Here is a 21,143-nt window from a genome sequence, read left to right on the forward strand (position 1 = left end):
TTATATGCAAGCACTATAAATCCTTCTACTGTTATTATGTAATATTTTCCTACCTGCTTGCTGAGTTAATTGCTAGAAATGGAGCTCATGATACATAAAATATGGGATTTTATGACTGGATTTATGAATAGCGCAGTGCTTCCGCTGGTGCGACACGTCCAGCCTGCCAGGCGGGCAGAACAGCGCCGAGGAAAGAGGCAGCGAGGGAGATGGCGACAATCAAGCCAAGTTGTTGCCAGGGGATGCTGAAGACGAGACCCGTCTGATACTGCTCAAAAAAGTTGGCGGCAAAAATATTGCGCGACAGAATGACACCCAGTACAATTCCTAGCATACTACCCAGCGCTCCTATAAGGAACGATTCAAGTAAAAATGCACCCTGAATCAGCAGGCGCGAACTGCCCATGGCGCGCAACATCCCGATCTGCTGACGGCGTTCGATGACAGCCCGCGTTCCAATCAATGCCAGGGCCGCCATGCCCAGCAAAAGGACCAGGCCAACGACCGCCAGCAGCACATTGCTTAGTAGAATACGCGGTCCACGAGCCTGCCAGATAATATCTGCCAGGACCGTTGTCTCCAGGCCATCATCCAGATAGGCCGAACCCAACTGCAACGCTACCGCCCGTGGATCATGTCCGGGGGCTACTTTGAAATAGTAGCTCTGATTCTGCGGGGAATTCGTGCTCCCTGGCACGATACCGGGCTGGCTGGCATCATAGGCGGCTTGAGGCACATAGAGACCAAAATGGGCCGAGTCGCTATTATCGACCACTCCGATCACAGTTATCTTCGTTGCTGTCTTGCCGTGCAGACCAATCACCCAGAGTGGCACCGCCAGAAATGAAGTATCCCCCTGCGACACGCCGCTCATGGTAAAGGTCAGGTTGGGATCAAAGCCCGGCGGCGTTTTGGGTACATTGGCCGTCGTGGCATTGGCGGCGGAAGGATCATAGACGAATGATCGATTAGGATCATAGGGCAGTGCTCCACTATCGATCAACGCATAATCGGGATGCTGGCGCAGCGCCTGCCAGACCGCGTCATCGCTCTGAAAACCCTGCGCACGGGCAATGAGATGGGTACCATAGCCCTGCAAGAAACCGCCATTCACAACCTGGGCCGGGTAGACGGACCAGCGTGGGGAGGGCGCACCGGGCTGCAATACGCCCAGGGCGGTCGTGCGTCGCACCCCGATAGCGGAAAAATCGGACGAACTAATTCCATGCGCGGCCAGCGATTGCTGCAGATTCGGTATCGCTTTAAAGTAGGCCGTCGCCTGGATATCGTACCCTCCGGTCTGCGTGTTGATATCGACATACGAGTTCTGCATCGCATTGGTAATAACCGCCATCACCGTCATGGCAAAGACGACCAGACTGAACATGATTACGCTTAAGCCGGTGCGCAAGCGACGCTGCAGCGGATAGGCCAGGGCCAGCCTGAGCACAACGAAGATCGCGGGTATGCGTGCGAACAGGACCAGAAAAGGCACAGTCAGCAGGCGAGCATTGGCGCTCAGGGTCCAGACGGTGCCCAGAACCATCATGACGCCCGCGACAAAAAACACTTCAATGCCTGCTTGAAAGCGTGGCAGGCCGAGTTGAGCCAGCGCGTCAAAAGGTAGCGCCCAGTAGGCCAGCCAGGACAGTCCTATCAAAGCGGCGACAGCCCCATCAATCCAATACGACCAGGGCTGAAAGTCTACCTTCTCATATCTACGGCGCAGTCGCAGATAGACGGCCACGCTCTGAAGCAGCAAGGTTTTGAGCAACAACACGCCCCCAAAGACAAACAGAGAGAGGCCAAGTGAAAAAGGAATGACCTCCTCATTGTTCAAGCCCAGGTGGACCAGCAGGATACCAGCCAGCAGAGGAACGATGCCGATAACAGTCAACGTAATCAAGAAGCTCAACGCTACTTCAGGTACATGTTCAAACAGAATTCTGCGGGCACGTCGCCAGTTGCGCACGCCCGGTCGCAAACAATCCCGCAACTGCACGCTCAGCTGATAGAGGCGCGTCCCTTGCTCATGCAGAGGCAGGCGTACCCGCGCTGGCTCCGGCAGGTCCCGAATAGCCTCGCTCACCGTCATTCGGCTCACCAGCCAGGACGCCAGGGCCACCGAGAAAAAGGTAAAAATGACGCCCAGGCAATACGCGATCAGCAGGCTACGGGGCTGAAAACTAAATTTAAGCGGAAAATTGAAGCGTACCAGCAGAGGGCCTAAGAAATAAATCAAGGCGGCTCCCAATCCAAAACCAGCCAGCAAACCGACCAGAGAGGAGATCAGATCGTAGGCGGTACCCTCGAATAGATACATCAAAATGAGATGCCGCCTCTGTACGCCGATGGCGCGGGCGATCCCCATTTCCGAGCGTCTCTCAGCCGCCAGCAGCACAAAGATAAGAAATATCAACAGCAGCCCGATGGCCAGGGCGAAGAGGGCAAAGAGAGAAAAGATACGCGAGAAGATATCCTGCGCATTCTGCGAGGTTTGTACTCCCTGTTGCTTGACCTGTATCACATGAACGTCGCCCGGCAGCCACCGCTCAACCTGATCCTCTACCTGGTCTGATAGCGAGACACCATTGACGCCACCGCCACCGCGATTCGCGATCAGGATCTGGTTAATTCTACCCGGCTCGTTCTCTATCTTCTGGAAGGTATGCAGATTGCTGATCAGAACCGGCTGGTCGCCCACGATATCGGTATTGTTGACAATGGCAACGACGTTCATCGTATAGCGGCGTCCGGGCCAGCGTGAAGAATAGAGGTACAGGCGATCGCCCGCGCGGGCGTTTAGCAGGCTGGCGCATGATTGGTTCAGATAGACTGCGTTATCTGCCAGGGCGCTGATGCGCCGGGGTCGTTTAGAACTGGCATCCGTTAAGCCCCCAAATCCAAGCTCGCTATCAGGCAATACCGCCAGCGCGCCCACATTCGAGCGCACCTGGCGCGACGTCTGGTCCGCCAGCAACAGACCAGTGTCATGTAAATCCGCCCCCACAGCCGCGATATCGGGCGCCGTCTGCGCATGTCGCTTAACCTGAATATAGGTACGCAAGGAGTAGGTACCAAGAGCTCCATGACCTCCCTCCACCAATTCATCAATGTTGCCCCAGTTATACACGGCAACGCTCTGGACGGCCGAGGTCATCACATCGCCAGTGGCCAGTACCCCCGAGAGCAGGGTGGTAGAGAGCATGAGGGCAAACACGATCAGCCCCATCTGGGTACGGCGTCGGCTAACATTGCGTAGCCCGATCTTAAAAAAGATCACATTGGCGATGGCCAGTATCAGGGTCCCCCCCATAATAATACCGGTCACGATCATGAGGATAGGTGTTAGTTGGTCAAGCGGGGTGCCAAAAAATTGTGTCATGTTTTCAATGTCTTCAGCGTATGGTAGAAGATATCGGCCAGTTGCGCGTAACCTAGTTCATTGGGATGAAAGCCATCCTGGCTAATGTATTCGGGATGGTCGGCCAGGGCCGGCCAATCCTGATAGAGGTCGACCAGCACAACATGATTCTGCTGCACGACGCTGGCGATAGCAGCGTTATATACAGCAATCTGACGCTGCAGTGCCTGTGTATCACCATTTTTGAAGCGCGGCAACAGGGTCAGGTCTGGCACATTGGCCACCATAATCCGGGTATTGGGATTGGTGGAACGCAAACGCCGCACGATACTATCCAGGTCGTGTTGATAGCTAGCCAGCGGTACTTTATCAATCAGGTCGTTGACCGCCAGCCAGACCGTGATCAGGCCGGGATGGGCATCCAGCGCCACCGGTAACTCGATGTTAAGCGCATCATGAGCGTCAATGCCCGGGATTCCCAGGTTGATTAAGCGGGTCTGCGAGCCCAGTGCATGCGTGAGATCTACTGGCCAGCATTGCGTGGCGGGATCGTTCGTACCCGTGCCAAAGGTATCAGATGCTCCAATCGCCACATAGGTTAAGCCAGCGGTTGGAGGTGGTTGCACCTGCAATCGCGCGGACGAGGGAGCACTGGCGCACGCGGTACTGAAAAACAGACACAGGAACACAAAAAAAAGGCTGCCCAAAAGAGTCCCGGCGGATTGAAGCATCATAACCCCGCCGAACTTCCCTGGCAGCCGTTTTCGCTCTCTATCTCGATATTGCGGATAAGCTATCCATGCGCGCTGTTGCAGAATGACCTCTCAGGCGTGAAACGCGATCCCATATTGATAACGTTCGCTTTACAGACAATCACGCAAACTCAGGATACTTCGCAGAAGGTGCCCATACGAGCTTTATAATCCGCGAGCAGCAATAGCAGCACTCAGCAAAGAAATCAGAGCAAAGAGAACAATGAAGATGATTGTTGCATTAAAGATCAAGCGCTCAACGCCACGGCGTGTTTTAAACACGGATCCGGCACTACTACCACCAAAGGCACTTCCCAGACCCGCACCACGAGCCTGTAACAAAATAAAAACCACGACGGCAATGCTCAGAATGATCTGAACAATACGAATTGCCGGAAGCCACTGTTGCAGCAAGAGTTTTCCTCTCTTTCGAGCTAACCCATTTCTACCAAAGGTGAATCAATTTCGCACAGATTATACCATAGGATATATCAGACGTCGAGAGAACACACGCGCATATATCAATATGCCCACCGGCTCATTACCTGAATATGCAGGAACGTCATTTTGCGCCACGCGGCATAAAGGCATAGCTACTTGACGATGTTGACGTGTTCTGGCGCGTTCTGATTATCGCGCACTGGCTCAGCGATACTGATGCTCTTACTAAAACGCTGCTTTAACAGCATGGCCAGAGCGGGCCAGCCATCCTTCCAGGGTGAAAGCTTCTTTTCTTCACGAGGATAATAGTTGATGGGCACCTCAAAGATTGTGTAGCCGGCTTTGAGGATGCAGGTCGTGATTTCTGGCTCAATCTCAAAGCGCCGACCGGTCATGGGCAGGGCATGGGCCACCGCACCCGGCATCAATTTATAGCAGGTCTCCATATCATGAATGCGGCTACCAAATAAGACATTGGTCACAGCAGTCAGGAAGCGATTGCCCCAGCGGGTCGTAAATTTCTGACCTGAGAGATCGCGATACCCATAAATAGCTACATGCTTATGGCCCGCCGCCGTCGCGGATTCCCATTTGCGTACCAGCGCGGGAATGTCCTGGGGATCATATTCCATGTCCGCGTCCTGCACGGTTACCAGGTCGCCAGTCGCCAACTGGAATCCTGTACGCAGGCCCGCGCCTTTGCCCTGGTTGCGCTCATGGCGTACATACTGATAGGAATCATAAGGGGCCGTCTGGCGCAGTTGCTGGAGGATCTCCCAGGTGCGATCGCTAGACGCATCGTCGACAACAATTACCTCAAGGTCCAGTTGAACCTGAGCAAGCATCTCTAAAATCTTGGCCACTGTCTTCTCTTCATTATAAACAGGAACGATAACGGAAATCCGCATATATAAAGCCTCTCTTCTTGCTAAAAGAATACCTATACAGGCAAAAATAAGGACGCAAAAATAACTCTATTCCATATCAAGTAAACGAATGAGTAAGTATATAGCAACAAACTGCTTCACAATAGTATTTCTAGATCAGTAAGGATCCATTTATCCTTCCTCATAGGGAGACATACAAAAGTATTACCCACCCATTCGTCCCTTGTAGAACACTTAACCAATATGATACAATACAATCCGGGCGAGGACATTGGGTCCCCGCCCGAACTTATGTGAGAGAGTATTACAGTTATGGAAATAACCTGGCTTGGCCACTCTTGCTTTCAGCTACGTGGCAAAAACGTCGTTCTCGTTACAGATCCCGTTACTCCTCGGCAGGCGAACTCGGAAGTAGCAAACAGCTTGAGCAAGGTAAACGCCTCTATTGTCACAGTCAGTCATGATCATCCAGGCCATAACTACGTACAGGGTGTGGGTGGTAATCCACGAGTCGTACGTGGACCGGGTGAATATGAAATTAGCGATGTGTTGATTACCGGCGTTGCTTCCTATCACGATGACGAACACGGGCAAAAACTGGGGCGCAACACTATTTATATTATACACATGGACGATCTCGTCATCTGTCATTTAGGTGACCTGGGTCATGTTTTACAAGAGCAACAGTTAGAAGAAGTTGCCGACGCAGACATACTTCTCCTGCCAATTGGCGGTGGTAACTCGATTGATGCGACACAGGCTGCGGAGATTATCAGTCAGGTAGAACCACGCGTAGTTATTCCTATGCACTATCATCCCGAAGAAACTGAAGGTGTACCGGCACAACTCAATAAGTTTTGTCGTGAAATGGGTGTGGAGGCTATTGAGCCACAACCCAAATTTACGGTCACCAAAAACTCTCTGCCAGCGGCCATGCAGGTTGTGTTACTTACACCACGTTAAAGCTGTGGCACTATTGTCAATGTTTCAATTACTCAAGGCAAGGCTCCGGGTATAAGGAGGAAGCGAAGCTATGTCAAAATTTATCTTTGTAACAGGCGGTGTGGCGTCTTCAGTAGGGAAGGGTATCAGTGTCGCCTCACTCGGGCGTCTCCTCAAAAATCGCGGAGTCTCCGTCTCCCTTATGAAATTAGACCCCTATATTAATGTTGATCCAGGCACGATGTCACCTTACCAGCATGGTGAGGTCTTTGTAACCGATGATGGAGCCGAAACAGACCTGGACCTGGGCCACTATGAGCGCTTCACCGATGAGCCATCATACCAGGCCAACAACGTTACCACTGGCCAGGTCTATGCATCAGTTATTGGCAAAGAGCGCCGGGGTGAATACCTTGGCGGTACGATCCAGGTTATCCCCCACATTACTAACGAGATCAAGGATCGCATCCATGCGGTCGCCCGTCGCTCGGATGCCGACGTGGTCATCGTTGAGGTTGGTGGTACGGTCGGTGACATTGAGGGCGAACCTTATTTAGAAGCTATTCGCCAGATGCGTAAGGATGTTGGACGTAGGGATGTCCTTTATATTCATGTCACACTTCTCCCCTATCTTGGAGCCGCCAAGGAGCTCAAAACGAAGCCAACACAGCACAGCGTGAAAGAACTGCTGCGCGTCGGCATTCAACCCGATGTGATCCTGTGTCGCTCCGACTATCCGGTTCCAGATGATCTGCGTGAGAAGATCGCGCTTTTCTGTAACATCGAGGAAAAGGCGGTTATCGGCATGACCAATGCCGAAACGATCTACGAGGTCCCCTTGAACCTGGAGGAGGCCGGCCTGGGCGAGTTTATTGTGCAGGAGCTGAACCTGCCCAAACATGAGCCTGAAATGGGCGAATGGGGAGAACTGGTGGCCCGCATCAAGCGTTCACGGCCCGAGCTCACGATCGGCCTGGTTGGTAAATATGTCGAACTACACGACGCGTATATGTCGGTCGCGGAGTCCTTACATCACGCCGGATGGTTCCATGACGTCGATATTCGCATCAAATGGATTAATTCGGAGGCGCTGGAGCAGATGGGTGAGAACTACGAGGAGGCGCTGGAAGACGTCGCCGGTATCGTGGTTCCCGGTGGCTTTGGCCATCGTGGTATTGAGGGGAAGATCAAGGCCGCCAGCTATGCGCGCCGCCACAACATCCCCTACCTGGGTCTCTGTCTGGGTATGCAGGTAGCCGTCATCGAGTTTGCCCGCAACGTGCTGGGTCTGACCGATGCCAATAGCTCCGAGTTCGATCCCCAGAATGCCAACCCGGTCATCGACCTTATGCATACGCAGCGCAACGTCTCCGATAAAGGTGGCACCATGCGCCTGGGCAACTGGGTCTGCTGCCTGATGCCCGACACAAAAGCATATAAAGCCTATGGAGAGGCGATTGTTTTTGAGCGCCATCGCCATCGCTATGAATTCAACAACGAGTATCGCAAGCGCATGGAGGCTCATGGACTGGTAGTCAGCGGTCGGTCCGCGGACAATAGCCTGGTAGAAGTTATCGAGCTCAAGGATCATCCCTGGTTTGTCGCCTCCCAGTTCCATCCCGAGTTCAAGAGTCGGCCCAATCGTCCTCATCCGCTCTTCCGCGATTTTATTGGTACCAGCGTTCAGCTCAGCAAACAGCAGGATAACTCTTTCGAGACGTTAGAACCCAGTAAAGTGTTGCCTGATTCACGGGTAGAGATGTAATCACATGTTATACTTGAGCCAGCTGCTCGGCGCGCCATTGCTGGACCAGCACAATACGCGCGTTGGCAAGATCATTGATATACTCGCACGCGCATCCCAGGTAGGACAGGATAATCCAGCCTATCCTACCGCCCTGCTCATAGAGGTCGAAGATGACCAGCAAAAGCGTGTGCCGATCACGGATATTATACACAGTGAGGGAGCATGGTACCTGCGCTATCCCGAGGAGCAACTTGCTCAATTACAGTCCAACCTCGTATCTGAGGATGAGTTCCGCCTGGCTCAAGAGGTACTTGATAAACAGATCATTGATCTGGAGCATAAAAAAATGGTGCGCGTCAATGATCTGTGCTTCAGCGATAGCTGGCAGATTCTGGGTGTCGACAAGAGCTCCCTCAGCCTGGTTCGTCGCCTGGCCCCCTCCTGGCTGGCCAACGCGATCAACCAACCCACCAGCGCCACACTGGTCCCCTGGTCAGAGGTTGAACTGGTACAGACGGGCTACTATGAAGAGGAGAGCGGGCAGAAGGTCCCTACCACCCTCCTGACTACTGCTCCTACTCACCGCACCCTCAGCGGTCATCTATCAGAACTGCATCCTGCGGATATCGCCAATATCGTTCACCAGGTCTCGGTTGAACAGGGAGCGCGCCTGCTAGAGCGGCTGGACGATGAACTGGCCGCCGATACCATGGAGGAGATCGCCACCGAACGCCAGGCGCAGATTCTGGAAAATCTGTCTGATGAGCGGGCTACCGCCATCCTGCGCGAAATGGGCCCCGATGAGGTGGCCGACCTGCTGGGGCAGCTCCCTGAGGACCGGCAGCAGGAGCTCTTGCAGCAGCTAAATCCCGAAGACTCGGAAGAGGTACAGGATCTGCTGGAATATGAGGCCAATACGGCCGGCGGCTTGATGACGACCGACTACATCGTGCTCAATCAGACGCGCGCCGCGCAGGATGCGCTCACGGCGATCCGCACCGAGATCATTGAAAATGATGTACGTATCGCCTATATCTACTGCGTGGAAGATGAGAATGCCGATGAATATCGCCCGCTGGGGGTCGTATCCATCTGGGATCTACTGGTCGCGCAGACCGGTCAGACATTGCAGGAAATTATGGAAACCGATCTGATCACCGTGCGCCCAGATGATGAGCCACGCACCGTGGCCGAGACACTGGCGAAGTATAACCTGCTGGCCGTGCCCGTGGTCAACGAGAATGGCCTCCTCGAAGGTGTGATTACGGTCGACGATGCGCTGGACGTCTTGCTGCCCAATGGACGAAGACACAGACCCAATCGCATGTACTAACATAGCCGGGGGAGATTACCCTTATGGTGTGACGGAAAATGCTCGGCTTCTCCGTCACACCATAAGGGTAATGGGATGCTTAAAGCATCCATTATGGACGATCAGAGGTATTCGAGCATACGGCTGTTTCCAGGGCGGCCAGCACCTGCATAATATCCTGGCAGACTTCCACTAACACGCGAGGCAGCCACTCTTCGGGCTGTGGGTCATCTGGCAAAACGATCTGCTCCAATTCCCCATCATCTACCTGCAACAGAATACTTTCACCGGGCACAGGCTGCTCCTCATGCAGGCCACGCATACCCAGGGGATGCCAGATAGGGATCTCTACGCGTTGCTGCAGCGTCAAGACCTCAGGGTAGAGGCGATTATCGCGCAAGATCATGCTCACACCTGGACGCGTCTCAATGGTTCTACGGCTCTGCTCGCTGGCCTGGAGCTTGAGCATCTGCGCCAGCGAGAGCAGAGTCTCTTCGGTGGGCGCAACCCCATGCAGTACCAGCGTGTAAGAGAGATCCAGTACCAGCGGTGGAATCGCGCTGGTATGCAGATGGGCGCAATCCTGCTCGACCTCATGGAAAAACTCGCATACGCCGGCCGGACCATCTGTTGAAAGGGCGGTATCCAGTACACCCCAGGAAAATGACACTACACACGAGCTCTGCTGCTCTACGTCATCACAGGAACCCGTATGACAGGTACAGGTAAATTCACGTTCTAGCGAACGTGTATTCAACCAGGACTCGGGGTGTGCGACCAGACCAAGATCACATGCCGCCTTGATAAATAATCCGGTCAAGTCTTCAAATGTTAACACGAACTAGCTCCTTATCGCCCCTCACAGGCCATTTGCTGGCCCACGGTACTCCACCCTACAGCCCAGCAATAGAATTATCTCCTCTATATTACCGATGAGTATGACATGTGTCAAATGTTACCAAAAAAAAACAGGGCGCCCATGGTGTGGGCACCCTGGAAAAGTCTTGCTAAGCCAGGCTATAGCATTGGACGAACAGAAATGATCGTATATGTCGTTACACCGCCAGGAGTTGAAACACTCACTTCATCACCCTCACGGTGACCCATCAGAGCTTTACCCACAGGAGCCTGATCAGAGATCAATCCCTCTTTTGGATTCGCTTCGAACGTCTCCACAATCTTAAACGTACGCTTGGTGCCTCTATCCGTCTCTACTTCGACCTGCATACCAATATGGACGGTACCATCCGTGTCGGCGTGCATGTCTGGAGTCATTACTTCGGCATAGGCGATGCGATGTTCAAGTTCGAGAATCTCGCCTTCCAGCATTGCCTGGTCATTTTTTGCTTCTTCGTATGCGCTACTCTCACTGATATCGCCAGCTTCCTTGGCTTCGTGAATGTAGTCAGCGACCTCACGGCGTTTTACGTTACGCAAATAGTCCAGCCGCTCTTTCATTTTCGCGTAGCCTTCAGGGGTGAAGCGATAGATTTTGCGATCCGATGCATCACTCTGTCCACCAATACTCATTGTCAAACTCCTCCTGGTAGTGAGGCTCTCGACCCCAACGGGTCCATTCCCGATATCCGCCTCTGATTACCTATCTAGCTAAAACTAAAAGCTTCATCCAGCTTTTATATCTGATCTGTGCTGCTTGCCCCTTGCTTTAGCACCATACCAACGGCGCGGATAGCAAAAACCACACCCGACGTCGTTATCAATCCCTGCAAGCTTTCACAAAAAAAGAGGATGAAGTACCGACAGCAAATAAAACGCTTACACGCCTGCATATTAGTTGCTGTCTTTCTGATCATCGAGGCGACATAATTCCACGCCTCGTATCAATGCGAAACGTAGATGCTCAACACACATGAGGGAGATTATACGTTGAGAATGATAGAACGTCAAGTGATTTGCTCCATTTTTTCCTTACTTTCATAGCAAATCTCTGTGTTCTATAGTAAAGTAATGCAGCATGCCTCACTCAGCACTGCAGGCTCCTCAACATACACATCATTAACCTCGATTACCTCAACATCTACTATCGATTCATACAGAAATTATTATTTCAGATTACAACAAGCTGTTTCAACGCTTTTCATTGAAGGTTTTTAGTTACTCGTTGATATAAAACGAAAAAGTCGTGTACCACAGACAGGGCATATCCCTTCCATGGCACTTCTGTTATTTTTTGTAACAATCCGTCTGGCGTCTTTCATCCCACGCCTGGCACGACACTTCATACAATAGGCTTCGGTTTGCGCAACGGCAGCTTCCATAGGTTCTTTTTCTGTCATATCCGGCTCTACTGCGCTTTCCTGTTGTAGATCGGCCTCCTGGTTCTTGTCAGGTGAGGGCTCAACATCTGGCACTGACACCTGTTGGGCAGGCGGGAGATCAGTCGGCTCCACTACTTCTTCACTTACTGATGGATCAGCTATGACAGGTGATACTGTTTCATTTATCGGCTCTTCGCTGGCTGAAATACATTTCGCAGTCACAGACTCATCCACTTCCAACGCGATTGGCTCGGTAGATGATGATAGAGCCTCAACTACCTCAGTCCTGTTTGCGTCATGCTTCAGAGGGATAGAAGACCCCTCTTCGGCCAGGGGCGATGCAATTCTACCAAGGCTGGACGTCTGCAGGCGACTTGAGAGCCGCTGTAACACATAGCGACCCAGCATAAAAAGGATGCCAACAGTAACGACTATAAGTATTCTGACAACAATACGGCCATACCTTCCAACACGCCGCATATAATCCTCCTTACACGCTACAACATAACTCTATCGATAACATAATAATGGTCGAACCCAATCAGCGCTGATCAGTAGTATAAAGATAGTATCCGCACTATAATAGAACCATTTCGTTAGCGGTTTTATGGCGCCCTGGTTGAGTATATCATTATCTGCCATGGCTGGCTGCGCCCCATGACCCATGGAGACGGTAGCGCCGTAGCAACGGCCCTTAACATATCCCCTAGTCAATTCATGAGATGCGGTCTATAATGGGGCTGGCACTGGATGTACATCATACAAAGGAGCATTCGATGTCTAACATCATCGTTTCACTTGTTCTGACAGCGATTGTCGCTTATTTGTGGGGGTCGATCCCCGCCGGCTATTGGATGGGGAAGTTGCTCCGTGGTAGGGATTTTGATATTCGAGAGCATGGGAGTCGCAAAATTGGAGCAACCAATGTACAGCGCACACTGGGAACCGGTCCCGCGCTGATTGTTCTGATTATCGACCTCTCAAAGGGCATCGGTCCGGCCCTGCTGGCAACACTGGTCCCACTCTTTCATGCCGATGGCTGGGGCATTCTGGTAGCTGGCCTGGCAACTCTGCTGGGACACTGCTATCCCATCTTTATCGGCTTTAAGGGGGGGCGCGGCGTTCTGACAGGCGGGGGGGTGCTCCTGGTCTGTTCGCCGTTGACGTTTCTGATCTCAGCAGTCACCACCATCGGCACCATCAGTATCTGGAGATATGTCTCGCTGGGCTCCATCGTTGGTGGCCTGACCTCTATGATCTGCGGCATTGTATTTTACATCCTGGGCGTTACACATCCAGGCTTTTTTGCCGCCGTTAGCCTGCCTCAACTCCTCTATATGCTTATCGGGCCCGCACTGGTTATTATTTTTCACCGCGATAATATCGGTCGCCTGCTCTCAGGCACGGAACGCAAGCTGGGGCAAAAAGTGCCCGAGGCCGAAACGAAACCAACTGCATAGCGAGAAGAGCATGCTCTTCTCGCCTCCTGGAGGACCTATTTTTCGTCCGCATCGCTGCTGCGCAGCAGTGGCCAGCCTCCGATCAGGTATTCGACGCCCGACAGGATGGTCCAGATGGTGGCCACCACGATCAGGGCGTCAGCGATCAATAGCAGGATCTCTGCCGCGTTAACGGTCTGGCTATTGAAGGTAAGCATGATGGGGAAAAGCGAAAGCATGTGGGCGCCCAGACCTTTCGCTAGCAGTAATGCTCCCAGGGCGACCAGCGTAATAAAGGTCTTTTGCTTTCCCCATACACCCGCCGGAATCACCTTGCCCTTGGCGGCCGCAACTGAACGTAAACCGGACACCATAAATTCACGAGTAATGATGATGAAAGTGACCCATGCCGGCACCAGGTTGAGCTGTACCAGCGCGATCAGTACCGCGGCCACAAATACCTTGTCAGCGGTCAGATCCAGAAAAACACCCAATGAGGAGACCACCTTAAAGCGACGGGCCAGGTAACCATCCAGGTAATCGGTTACAGAGGCCAGGAAAAAGAGGACGGTGGCGACCAGAAAGGCCCAGGGCTGATTCACCAGGATCAAAATAAAGACCGCTACGGTGGCAATTAAACGGCTGATACTCAATATATTTGGGAGATTACGCATACATACCCCTTATGATGGAGCTATCCGTCTGCACAGACAGCTTCGGTGTCCCGATTGTTACAGCGATAATAAGTAACATTATATGCGAAGCCAGCTAACAATGTATAGCGACAAAGGAGCAGTTACGCTTTTACAGCAACGATCAGGTCACGCCGCTTGATGACGCGGTCTACAGGATGGGCAAACCGCGTATACACATCTTCATTCAAAACCTGGAGCTGCGTATGCTTTTGCAGGGCAGCCACCATATCTTCTCGCGTAATACGGGTGGCGTTCCAGGACAGGGCGATGCTGCCACCGGACACGAGCATGCCTTCCCACACCGGTAGCGCTTTGTTCAAAAGGGGTGCGATCTCACCAAAATGCTGGATACCATAAGGCAGGTCACCAACGATCACGTGCATACGCGGTCCTCCCACGACCTCGCGCATGTGCAGGGTCGCGTCCGCCGCGTCCCCATTCGCCAGGACCAGATGTTGAGCATTGCCTTTGGCGCCAATCTCAAACTGATAACGCCGACCACTACGCCGACCACGCTCATCGGTCTCTTTGACCCTGATATGCTCTCCCTGCAGGTACTGGCGCACGAATACCGCTGTCGTATCAACGTCCTGCCGGTTCAATTCGATGCCAAAGGCATCATAGCCAAAGGCAAGGGCCAGAAACAGGGTAGTTCCTCCACCACTCAGGGGATCCAGCACCCTGATGCGCTCACCTTCCGCGAGTTCAAAGCGGCCAGAAAAGACGGCCGCATTGAGCATGACACGTGTAAATGTCTCATTGGTTTTGCCGCGATAGCGACGCGCCTCGGCCATTTCAAGGGGTAGAAATGGCGTAAACTGAGGCTCGATGGGGCGTAGCAGGGGGCCCGGGATATCTCCCAGCTGTTCAAAGTATTCGTACCCTTCGCTTAAGGCCCCCAGTCTGGGCAATATCGTCGGAAGCAAGGCCAGGTAGCGGTCCCTTTTATCATCAGGGATCGTCACAAGCACATATTCCTGTCCGGCCAGTGTTATAGGCTGTATATCCTGGGCAAAAGAACCCAATGGACTGACGAGCAGTTCTGGCACCGCCAGCAAAGCGGTCATATGCGCGTACTGCGTGCTGCGTTGTGGCATAATTTTGAGCGCTATTTTCATATCTAGCAGTATAGCATAGCACTGAGCCAGTTCCTAGCATTCAAACGTACTCAGTAACAGGAGAGGCTCCATACCGTCCCCAAATCATACTCATAATCGATGCCATTTATCTGGATGAGCGGAGCCGCATACTTTTTACAGTATCATGCGATTAGCAATCATGTATCAGTATGCTCTCTCTTCCCTATTTATTGAGCAGTAAGTACAATACAAAAAGACAGAGATCATTCAAAAGAGCAGCATGGAGGATGTTGTATGCATATCGTCACCATCTCAGAAATGAAAGAGCTGGAGGCCCGGGCCGATAAAGAATATGGTCTGACTTCAGAGATCCTCATGAGCAATGCAGGGAGAAGCGCCGCCGAGCTCTTTGAGGCGAATCTGCTCCCTACACATAAACTTAAAGGGCTTAAAGTACTCTTCCTGATCGGCCCCGGTAACAATGGCGGGGATGGACTGGTAATGGCCAGTCACCTGGAAAGAGGAGGAGCTCTGATTAGCCTGTATTACTGGAAAGAACATAAGCTGGTCGTACAGGGTGCCCGTAGAGCGGATGAGGTGGTCGATGAGGCCCTGGCGGAGCAGATTCAGCGATCGGACTACATCATCGACGCATTGCTGGGCACAGGGCGCTCTCGTCCCCTGCCCGACGATATGCGCGCTCTGCTGACCCGGGTAAAAGATGAACGCGCCCGCCGCGCCGATCTGCGCCTGGTAGCGATAGACCTTCCGACCGGCCTTAACGCGGATACCGGTGAGGTAGATCCAGGCAGCATCGTCATGGACACAACGATTACGCTGGCCTGCCCCAAACAAGGCTTCTTCTTTTTTCCAGGCCGCGATTACATCGGCAATTTAGAGGTGGGCGATATTGGCTTACCGGCAGCGTTAGAGAGCCAGCTACAGACAGAGATGCTGACAGGTCAACAGGTACATAAACTCCTGCCTGAACGACCACTCAATAGCAATAAAGGGACCTTTGGCAAGGTGATGTTGCTCTGTGGCTCACTGCCCTATCCCGGCTCGGCTTATCTGGCGGGCAGTTCGGCTGCCAGGGTGGGAGCCGGTCTGATTACGCTGGCCGTGACCGAGAAGATGCTGCCTTTCTACGCCAGTTCATTCCACGAGGCGACCTTCACCATCCTACCCGAGGAGAATGCGGAGAGCTATGAGCGCGCCAAGGCATTGATTGACAAGCTTGAAGGCTATAAAGCCCTGTTGATCGGACCCGGCCTGGGACAGTCAGCGAACACACGCGAGGTCATTCTACAGATCCTTGAGCATCTGCGCTCACTACCGGATGAGACGCGTCCCCACCTGGTTATCGACGCCGATGGATTAAATAACCTTTCGGCGCTGGAGCGCTGGTGGACCCTGCTGCCAAAGGATACTGTGATTACCCCTCATCCCGGTGAGATGGGCCGTCTCTGCAAGGGCATCAAGGTGTCGGGCGGCAACATTGAACGACTGGAGCTGGCACGCACTAAAGCCAAAGAGTGGCAGGTCAATCTGCTCTTGAAGGGCTCCTGCACCATTCTGGTCGATCCAGCGGGACGCACACGCATTAACTGGTGGGGCAATCCTGCCCTGGCTACCGCAGGCACAGGCGATGTCCTGGCGGGCATGATTAGCGGCTTCCTGGCTCAAAAAATGCAGCCATTCGACGCAGCCAGCGCCGCAATCTACCTCCATACAGCGGCCGCGGACCTGGTGAACCAGAACATGCACATCGGACGCGCCGGACTGCTGGCCTCGGACCTGCTACCCAACATTCCCATCTCCCTGGTAGATACCGCACACGCCAAAATGTAACCAGAAATAATGGCAGAGGGAGCTGGCTATATCTCCATAACCAGCTCCCTCTGCAAAAAAAAGACGCGGGCACATCAGCGCTCGCGTCTTTTTATGTCGAAAAGCTTACTGAGCAACAGCCGTTTCAGCCGCGTCAACAACGTTGACTGTGATCTTTGGCTCCAGTTGAGGCGCAATTCTCACAGGAACAGTGAAAGAACCTAACGCACGGATAGGCTCGGAGAGTGCAATAACACGGCGATCGACGGTGACGTTTTCAGCGTCGCGCAGGGCGGCGGCAATATCCTGGCTCGTGATTGAACCATAGAGGCGGCCCTGGGTGCCAACTTTAGCTTTGAAGGTAAGTGAAACTTCGCCCAATCGCTCGGCCAGCTGCCGATTGGTTTCGGCCTGCTTCTCCATTCTGCGCTGTTCAGCGGCAACACGCTGAGAGCGGTTAGCGATTAAACCTGGGGTTGCTCCTGCAGCCAAGCGGCGCGGCAAGAGGTAGTTTCGGGCATAACCATTAGCAACCTCTTTTAGATCACCAACTTTTCCCAAACCTTCAACATCTTGTAAAAGAATAACTTTCATTAAATTAAGCTCCTCACAGAGGGGGGCAAGAACCCGACTTCCTCCTCACGCAATTATACGCATGATAGTATACACCTTGAGGTAAACGAAAGCAAGCCTCCCTTTCTTTATATAAATTAGAAAGGTTCTTACTTTCTGTCACTTGAGGGCACGTGAGCGCCCCCGTACGCGCGGCCGCTGCGCGGCCGCGCTGGTTTTTATGTTGGTGCAGCGGGGCGCTAATGCGCCCCGCTGCACCAACATCGTACTCATATGCGAGCTCCACAGGTGCAAACCATCCAGTGCGCTCACGTATCCACTGTGTGTTGGTGCATTGGGGGGCGCGGCCGCGCCACTACTGTACAACATCGTACTCATATGCGGGCTTCGCAGGCGCAAACCATCCAGTGCGCTCACGTATCCACTGTGTGTTGGTGCATTGGGGGCGCGGCCGCGCCCCCAATGCACCAACACACAAAACAAATGCGGCCGCGCGTGTGGGGGCGCTCACGTGCCCCCACGATGACGAAAGCCAAATACGCACTAACACAATGAGCGGTAAAAGAGTTATACTATTTACGTTGAAATAATTTCATCCCAACCCGATACGATATAACGAAACTGGTCATAATTTTAAGCTCATAGTTGTAATGTGAGAGCGAGGCAGATCCGCTGTATGCCTGGCTCACACATCATTATAGGTAAGAAGAAACACAAACTTTCATAAAAAGGCTTTCTCCCCTATAATGGCAGCTAAGCGTGACCATTATTATTCAAGACGAGAACTCATCTATTACGAAGGATTTATCATATGAACATCGAAGGTACCTACACCTTGCAGGCTTCCCCGCAGGAGGTCTGGCGCTGCCTGACAGATCGGGAAATCCTCAGCATTACCATTCCAGGACTACAACAGATTAAGCAGATCAGCCCCAGTATTTATGACATTACGCTCACGATGAGCAACCGTCTGTTAGCAGGTTCCCATCACGGCGTGATGACGCTGTCTGAACAGCAGTATCCCTATCATTATCGCCTGACCTTCACCAGCGATGGCGAGACAAATTTAAGTGGGGCGGGTAGTATCCATCTGCATGAGCGAGAGCATAAAACGATCGTGGCCTATAAAGGAACGCTTACAACCAATAAATCAGCCGGCAAACTAACGCCAGCCTTGATCAAGGGGGCTATCAAACACTTTATCCAGCAATACTTCCAGCACCTGGCCGAATATCTGCGTTCACACGCCCACACAGCGTCGGCAGACCATGTTGAAGACCATCAGTATGCGGGCATGAACCATGGCGATGTGATCGTCATCCCGCGAAAGACGAGTCCGTTGGAGGCACCGCTCCCCGATACACTGGCGGCCAGAATTGTGCGCTTGCTTCGCCTGGGAGCGCGCAATCCACGGGCGCAACTACAGTGGGAACAGCGTATCCGTAGAACGGGGACCATTACAGGCCTGGCTATTCTGGTCTGGGTGGGCACACGTCTCCCACGGCGGCGGGGTTAATGCATAAGTAACGGAAGATCAGGCGTCGATAATGGAGCGCAGGCGCGATTTCCAACCATTATCATCATCATTTGAGGACTGCGTATTCTCGACCACCCAACTGCGTGTTCCATCAGCGGCACGCGCTGGCGCCGGACGAGTCTGGCGCGGTTCTTTTGTTAGCAGGTTGCGCAACGCAGTCTGGGCCGCCTTGCGCACATCTAGAACCGGATCGGTGAGCAGAGCGCTAATCGGTTCGATCGCGGACTGTGCACTTAAACGGCCCAGAGCACGGGCGCTGGCCGCGCGCTCATCAGAGGTGGGCGCCTGCAACAATGGGAGCAGGTCGCCAGTGAGTTGGGTCAGCGAGAGGTCCGCAATCAGGCGCAACAAGCGATTGCGCCGCATGGGATGCTTGACCATTACCAGGGCCGCCCGGCAATCAGCGATTACCTGCGCGCGGTTCACAATCTGGCCCTGCGCTTTGGCCTCCGCGATCGCCATCTCAGGTGAAAGCGTCGCGTTCCCGCGTAGAAATGGCTCAATCCAGTGCGCAACCAGGTCAACCTCACCATTCATCTCGTGTAACTGGAGGATGGCGTGATAGTGCAGATCCAGCCAGTGATATAGGGCCAGCGTCACCTCCGCGTCGCGGGCCGCGTACGCGACCATTGCCGGGGGCAGGGGACGCCGCGTCCAGTCGGTGCGCTGCAGACTTTTATCCAGGTGATAGCCAAAGGCTCGCTGAAGCATGGCAGCCAGTGAGGACTCATGCTGCCCAAAAATAGAGCGGCATGTCGCCTCCAGGTCATAATAGTGGGCAACCCGTAGTTCGCGTTCGGCCATTACACGCATGTCTGCACCAGCGCCGTGCAGAAGCACGGCAATTTCGGGATTACCAAGCACATCCATCAGTGGCGAAAGGTCCGCCAGGCGAAGCGCATCCACAACGAAGCAATGCTTCTCAATCGCTAATTGCAGAAGAGCCAGGCGAGGGATATTTGAAACAACATCACCCTGTGAGCGTGAACGTACCTGGGTAAATTCCGCGTCTACCGCCACCACACCAGACTGCTTGAGCAGGTTGACCGCGTGCGATAGTTGCGCAGGGCGATCAACCCAGAAGCGCTCTCCGCGTGGCGGCAGCTTGCCTGGCGGGGGTGTAGTACCCAGGTAACCGTGTAAGTTTTCCAGGTTCTCTAAATCTGTTAATGGTGAATTATCACTCAATGAATTGCCATTCTGATTTCTAAAAGCATGATAGACATGGTGTGTACTCTACACTATACCATACTTCACACCGCTAGTCCAGTTACAATGCGCCAATAGCGCTGAAGTATATGCCATATCATCAAATAACGCAAATGTTCATAAGGAGTGTTTCTCGCTCCCGCGGACGCCTGTGGCCGCTTGACAGCGGCAAAGCCAGCATATATAATTGCGCCACATTGCCACATTTAGGAAGTTACATGTCAGACGCTACAAAACGAACCGAATTTATTCTGCAAGAGCTGATGGTCCATGGGCGCGTGCTGGCCGAAGACCTGAGCCAGCGTCTCCATGTTAATTCCTCTACCATACGGCGCGATCTCGAAAAGCTGGAGCGCCAGCAGCTTTTACGCCGCGTGCATGGCGGTGCTGTGCCGCTGGATACCCCTTCCTACAGCACGTATGCCGGAGAACTCACATTCCAGAAAAATATGCATAAGCTGGTGGAAGAGAAGAATCGCATCGCCGCCGCAGCGCTCCACTTTATTCAACCAGGCGATACACTGGCACTTTCTCCGGGCACCACGACCACCCACCTGGCGCGCCAGATCCGCCGCGCCCTGATCCCCGATCTGACAGTGGTCACCAATGCCGTTAATATTGCGATGGAGCTGGCACAGGTGCCAGGGTTAACGGTCACGCTCACTGGCGGCTTCCTGCTGTCCGATTTCTTCGCGCTGGTGGGTCCGATGGCCGAACAGAGCTTGAGTCAGATGTTTGTTGGCAAAGCTTTTATCGGGGTGACGGGCATCAACGCTGCCTACGGGCTGACCGGTCCCAATCAGCTGGAAGCGCTGACGCATAAGAAGACGATTGAGCGCGCCCAGCAAACGATCGTGCTGGCCGACCATTCCAAGTTGGGGCAGGTCGCGCTGCACGCCATCGCCCCTATCTCAGCTGTACATACCTTGATTACAGATGGCGCCGCCCCGGCTCAGCCTGTGCAGGACATAAAGGACGCCGGCGTCGAGGTGACGCTGGCCTGAACCCTATTCACCATCTCCATTGGTTTCTCCTTCAGATCCCTTGATTGTGATAT

Annotated in this window: 18 protein-coding genes; 7 read left to right on the top strand and 11 right to left on the bottom strand. The window is 53.2% G+C overall.

The window, feature by feature from the left end; all coding sequences use genetic code 11:
- Positions 1–121 precede the first annotated feature (121 nt).
- The 4 genes from KTT_RS07085 to KTT_RS07100 form a co-directional block, all read right to left on the bottom strand.
- Positions 122–3,385, bottom strand: a complete 3,264-nt coding sequence (locus KTT_RS07085) for an FtsX-like permease family protein (RefSeq protein WP_126595309.1) — start codon at positions 3,383–3,385, stop codon at positions 122–124.
- A complete protein-coding gene (locus KTT_RS07090) occupies positions 3,382–4,098 on the bottom strand; it encodes an SGNH/GDSL hydrolase family protein (RefSeq protein ID WP_126595310.1) in 717 nt (238 codons plus the stop codon). Before KTT_RS07090 ends, KTT_RS07085 begins: the two co-directional genes overlap by 4 nt.
- A 183-nt stretch (positions 4,099–4,281) precedes the next feature.
- Complete coding sequence (secG, locus tag KTT_RS07095) at positions 4,282–4,530, bottom strand: preprotein translocase subunit SecG (protein WP_126595311.1); 249 nt, start codon at positions 4,528–4,530, stop codon at positions 4,282–4,284.
- A gap of 179 nt (positions 4,531–4,709) precedes the next feature.
- Positions 4,710–5,465, bottom strand: coding sequence for a glycosyltransferase family 2 protein (locus KTT_RS07100; RefSeq protein ID WP_126595312.1), 756 nt, complete (start codon positions 5,463–5,465; stop codon positions 4,710–4,712).
- Between the two features lie 291 nt (positions 5,466–5,756).
- Between KTT_RS07100 and KTT_RS07105 the strand changes: the two genes are divergently transcribed.
- The 3 genes from KTT_RS07105 to KTT_RS07115 all read left to right on the top strand — a co-directional run bounded on the left by KTT_RS07105 (position 5,757) and on the right by KTT_RS07115 (position 9,466).
- Positions 5,757–6,407 (top strand): MBL fold metallo-hydrolase, encoded by a 651-nt coding sequence (locus tag KTT_RS07105; protein ID WP_126595313.1) that lies wholly within the window; start codon positions 5,757–5,759, stop codon positions 6,405–6,407.
- Positions 6,408–6,477: 70 nt separating this feature from the next.
- Entirely contained in the window at positions 6,478–8,151 is a 1,674-nt protein-coding gene (gene pyrG / locus KTT_RS07110; protein WP_126595314.1) for a CTP synthase, read from the top strand.
- A gap of 4 nt (positions 8,152–8,155) precedes the next feature.
- Positions 8,156–9,466, top strand: a complete 1,311-nt coding sequence (locus tag KTT_RS07115; RefSeq protein ID WP_126595315.1) for a magnesium transporter — start codon at positions 8,156–8,158, stop codon at positions 9,464–9,466.
- 91 nt (positions 9,467–9,557) lie between these two features.
- Here KTT_RS07115 and KTT_RS07120 read toward each other — a convergent pair whose 3' ends face one another.
- The 3 genes from KTT_RS07120 to KTT_RS07130 all read right to left on the bottom strand — a co-directional run bounded on the left by KTT_RS07120 (position 9,558) and on the right by KTT_RS07130 (position 12,204).
- A complete protein-coding gene (locus tag KTT_RS07120) occupies positions 9,558–10,283 on the bottom strand; it encodes a hypothetical protein (RefSeq protein WP_126595316.1) in 726 nt (241 codons plus the stop codon).
- Positions 10,284–10,462: 179 nt separating this feature from the next.
- Positions 10,463–10,975: a transcription elongation factor GreA gene (gene greA, locus KTT_RS07125; RefSeq protein WP_126595317.1), complete on the bottom strand. Its 513-nt coding sequence runs from the start codon at positions 10,973–10,975 to the stop codon at positions 10,463–10,465.
- 581 nt (positions 10,976–11,556) lie between these two features.
- Complete coding sequence (locus tag KTT_RS07130) at positions 11,557–12,204, bottom strand: DUF5679 domain-containing protein (protein ID WP_126595318.1); 648 nt, start codon at positions 12,202–12,204, stop codon at positions 11,557–11,559.
- A gap of 296 nt (positions 12,205–12,500) precedes the next feature.
- On the opposite strand from KTT_RS07130, the gene plsY reads away from it, so the two are divergent.
- Complete coding sequence (gene plsY / locus KTT_RS07135) at positions 12,501–13,184, top strand: glycerol-3-phosphate 1-O-acyltransferase PlsY (RefSeq protein ID WP_126595319.1); 684 nt, start codon at positions 12,501–12,503, stop codon at positions 13,182–13,184.
- Positions 13,185–13,219: 35 nt separating this feature from the next.
- Here the strand turns inward: plsY and pgsA are convergent, their stop codons facing one another.
- Both pgsA and KTT_RS07145 read right to left on the bottom strand, forming a co-directional pair.
- Positions 13,220–13,837 (bottom strand): CDP-diacylglycerol--glycerol-3-phosphate 3-phosphatidyltransferase, encoded by a 618-nt coding sequence (gene pgsA, locus KTT_RS07140; protein ID WP_126595320.1) that lies wholly within the window; start codon positions 13,835–13,837, stop codon positions 13,220–13,222.
- Positions 13,838–13,959: 122 nt separating this feature from the next.
- Positions 13,960–14,955 (bottom strand): TRM11 family methyltransferase, encoded by a 996-nt coding sequence (locus KTT_RS07145; protein WP_126595321.1) that lies wholly within the window; start codon positions 14,953–14,955, stop codon positions 13,960–13,962.
- Positions 14,956–15,231: 276 nt separating this feature from the next.
- Between KTT_RS07145 and KTT_RS07150 the strand changes: the two genes are divergently transcribed.
- Entirely contained in the window at positions 15,232–16,788 is a 1,557-nt protein-coding gene (locus tag KTT_RS07150) for an NAD(P)H-hydrate dehydratase (protein ID WP_126595322.1), read from the top strand.
- 105 nt (positions 16,789–16,893) lie between these two features.
- Here the strand turns inward: KTT_RS07150 and rplI are convergent, their stop codons facing one another.
- On the bottom strand, positions 16,894–17,361 hold the full coding sequence (rplI, locus tag KTT_RS07155; protein ID WP_126595323.1) for a 50S ribosomal protein L9: 468 nt from the start codon (positions 17,359–17,361) through the stop codon (positions 16,894–16,896).
- Positions 17,362–18,151: 790 nt separating this feature from the next.
- Between rplI and KTT_RS07160 the strand changes: the two genes are divergently transcribed.
- A complete protein-coding gene (locus tag KTT_RS07160; protein ID WP_126595324.1) occupies positions 18,152–18,856 on the top strand; it encodes an SRPBCC domain-containing protein in 705 nt (234 codons plus the stop codon).
- 18 nt (positions 18,857–18,874) lie between these two features.
- On the opposite strand, the gene KTT_RS07165 is transcribed toward KTT_RS07160, so the two are convergent.
- Complete coding sequence (locus KTT_RS07165) at positions 18,875–20,065, bottom strand: HEAT repeat domain-containing protein (protein ID WP_126595325.1); 1,191 nt, start codon at positions 20,063–20,065, stop codon at positions 18,875–18,877.
- Positions 20,066–20,304: 239 nt separating this feature from the next.
- On the opposite strand from KTT_RS07165, the gene KTT_RS07170 reads away from it, so the two are divergent.
- The gene (locus KTT_RS07170; RefSeq protein ID WP_160145703.1) at positions 20,305–21,090 is read left to right on the top strand and encodes a DeoR/GlpR family DNA-binding transcription regulator; all 786 of its coding nucleotides are present in this window, start codon (positions 20,305–20,307) and stop codon (positions 21,088–21,090) included.
- The last annotated feature ends 53 nt before the right edge of the window (positions 21,091–21,143 follow it).

The sequence above is a fragment of the Dictyobacter aurantiacus genome (assembly GCF_003967515.1).
GTDB lineage: Bacteria > Chloroflexota > Ktedonobacteria > Ktedonobacterales > Ktedonobacteraceae > Dictyobacter > Dictyobacter aurantiacus.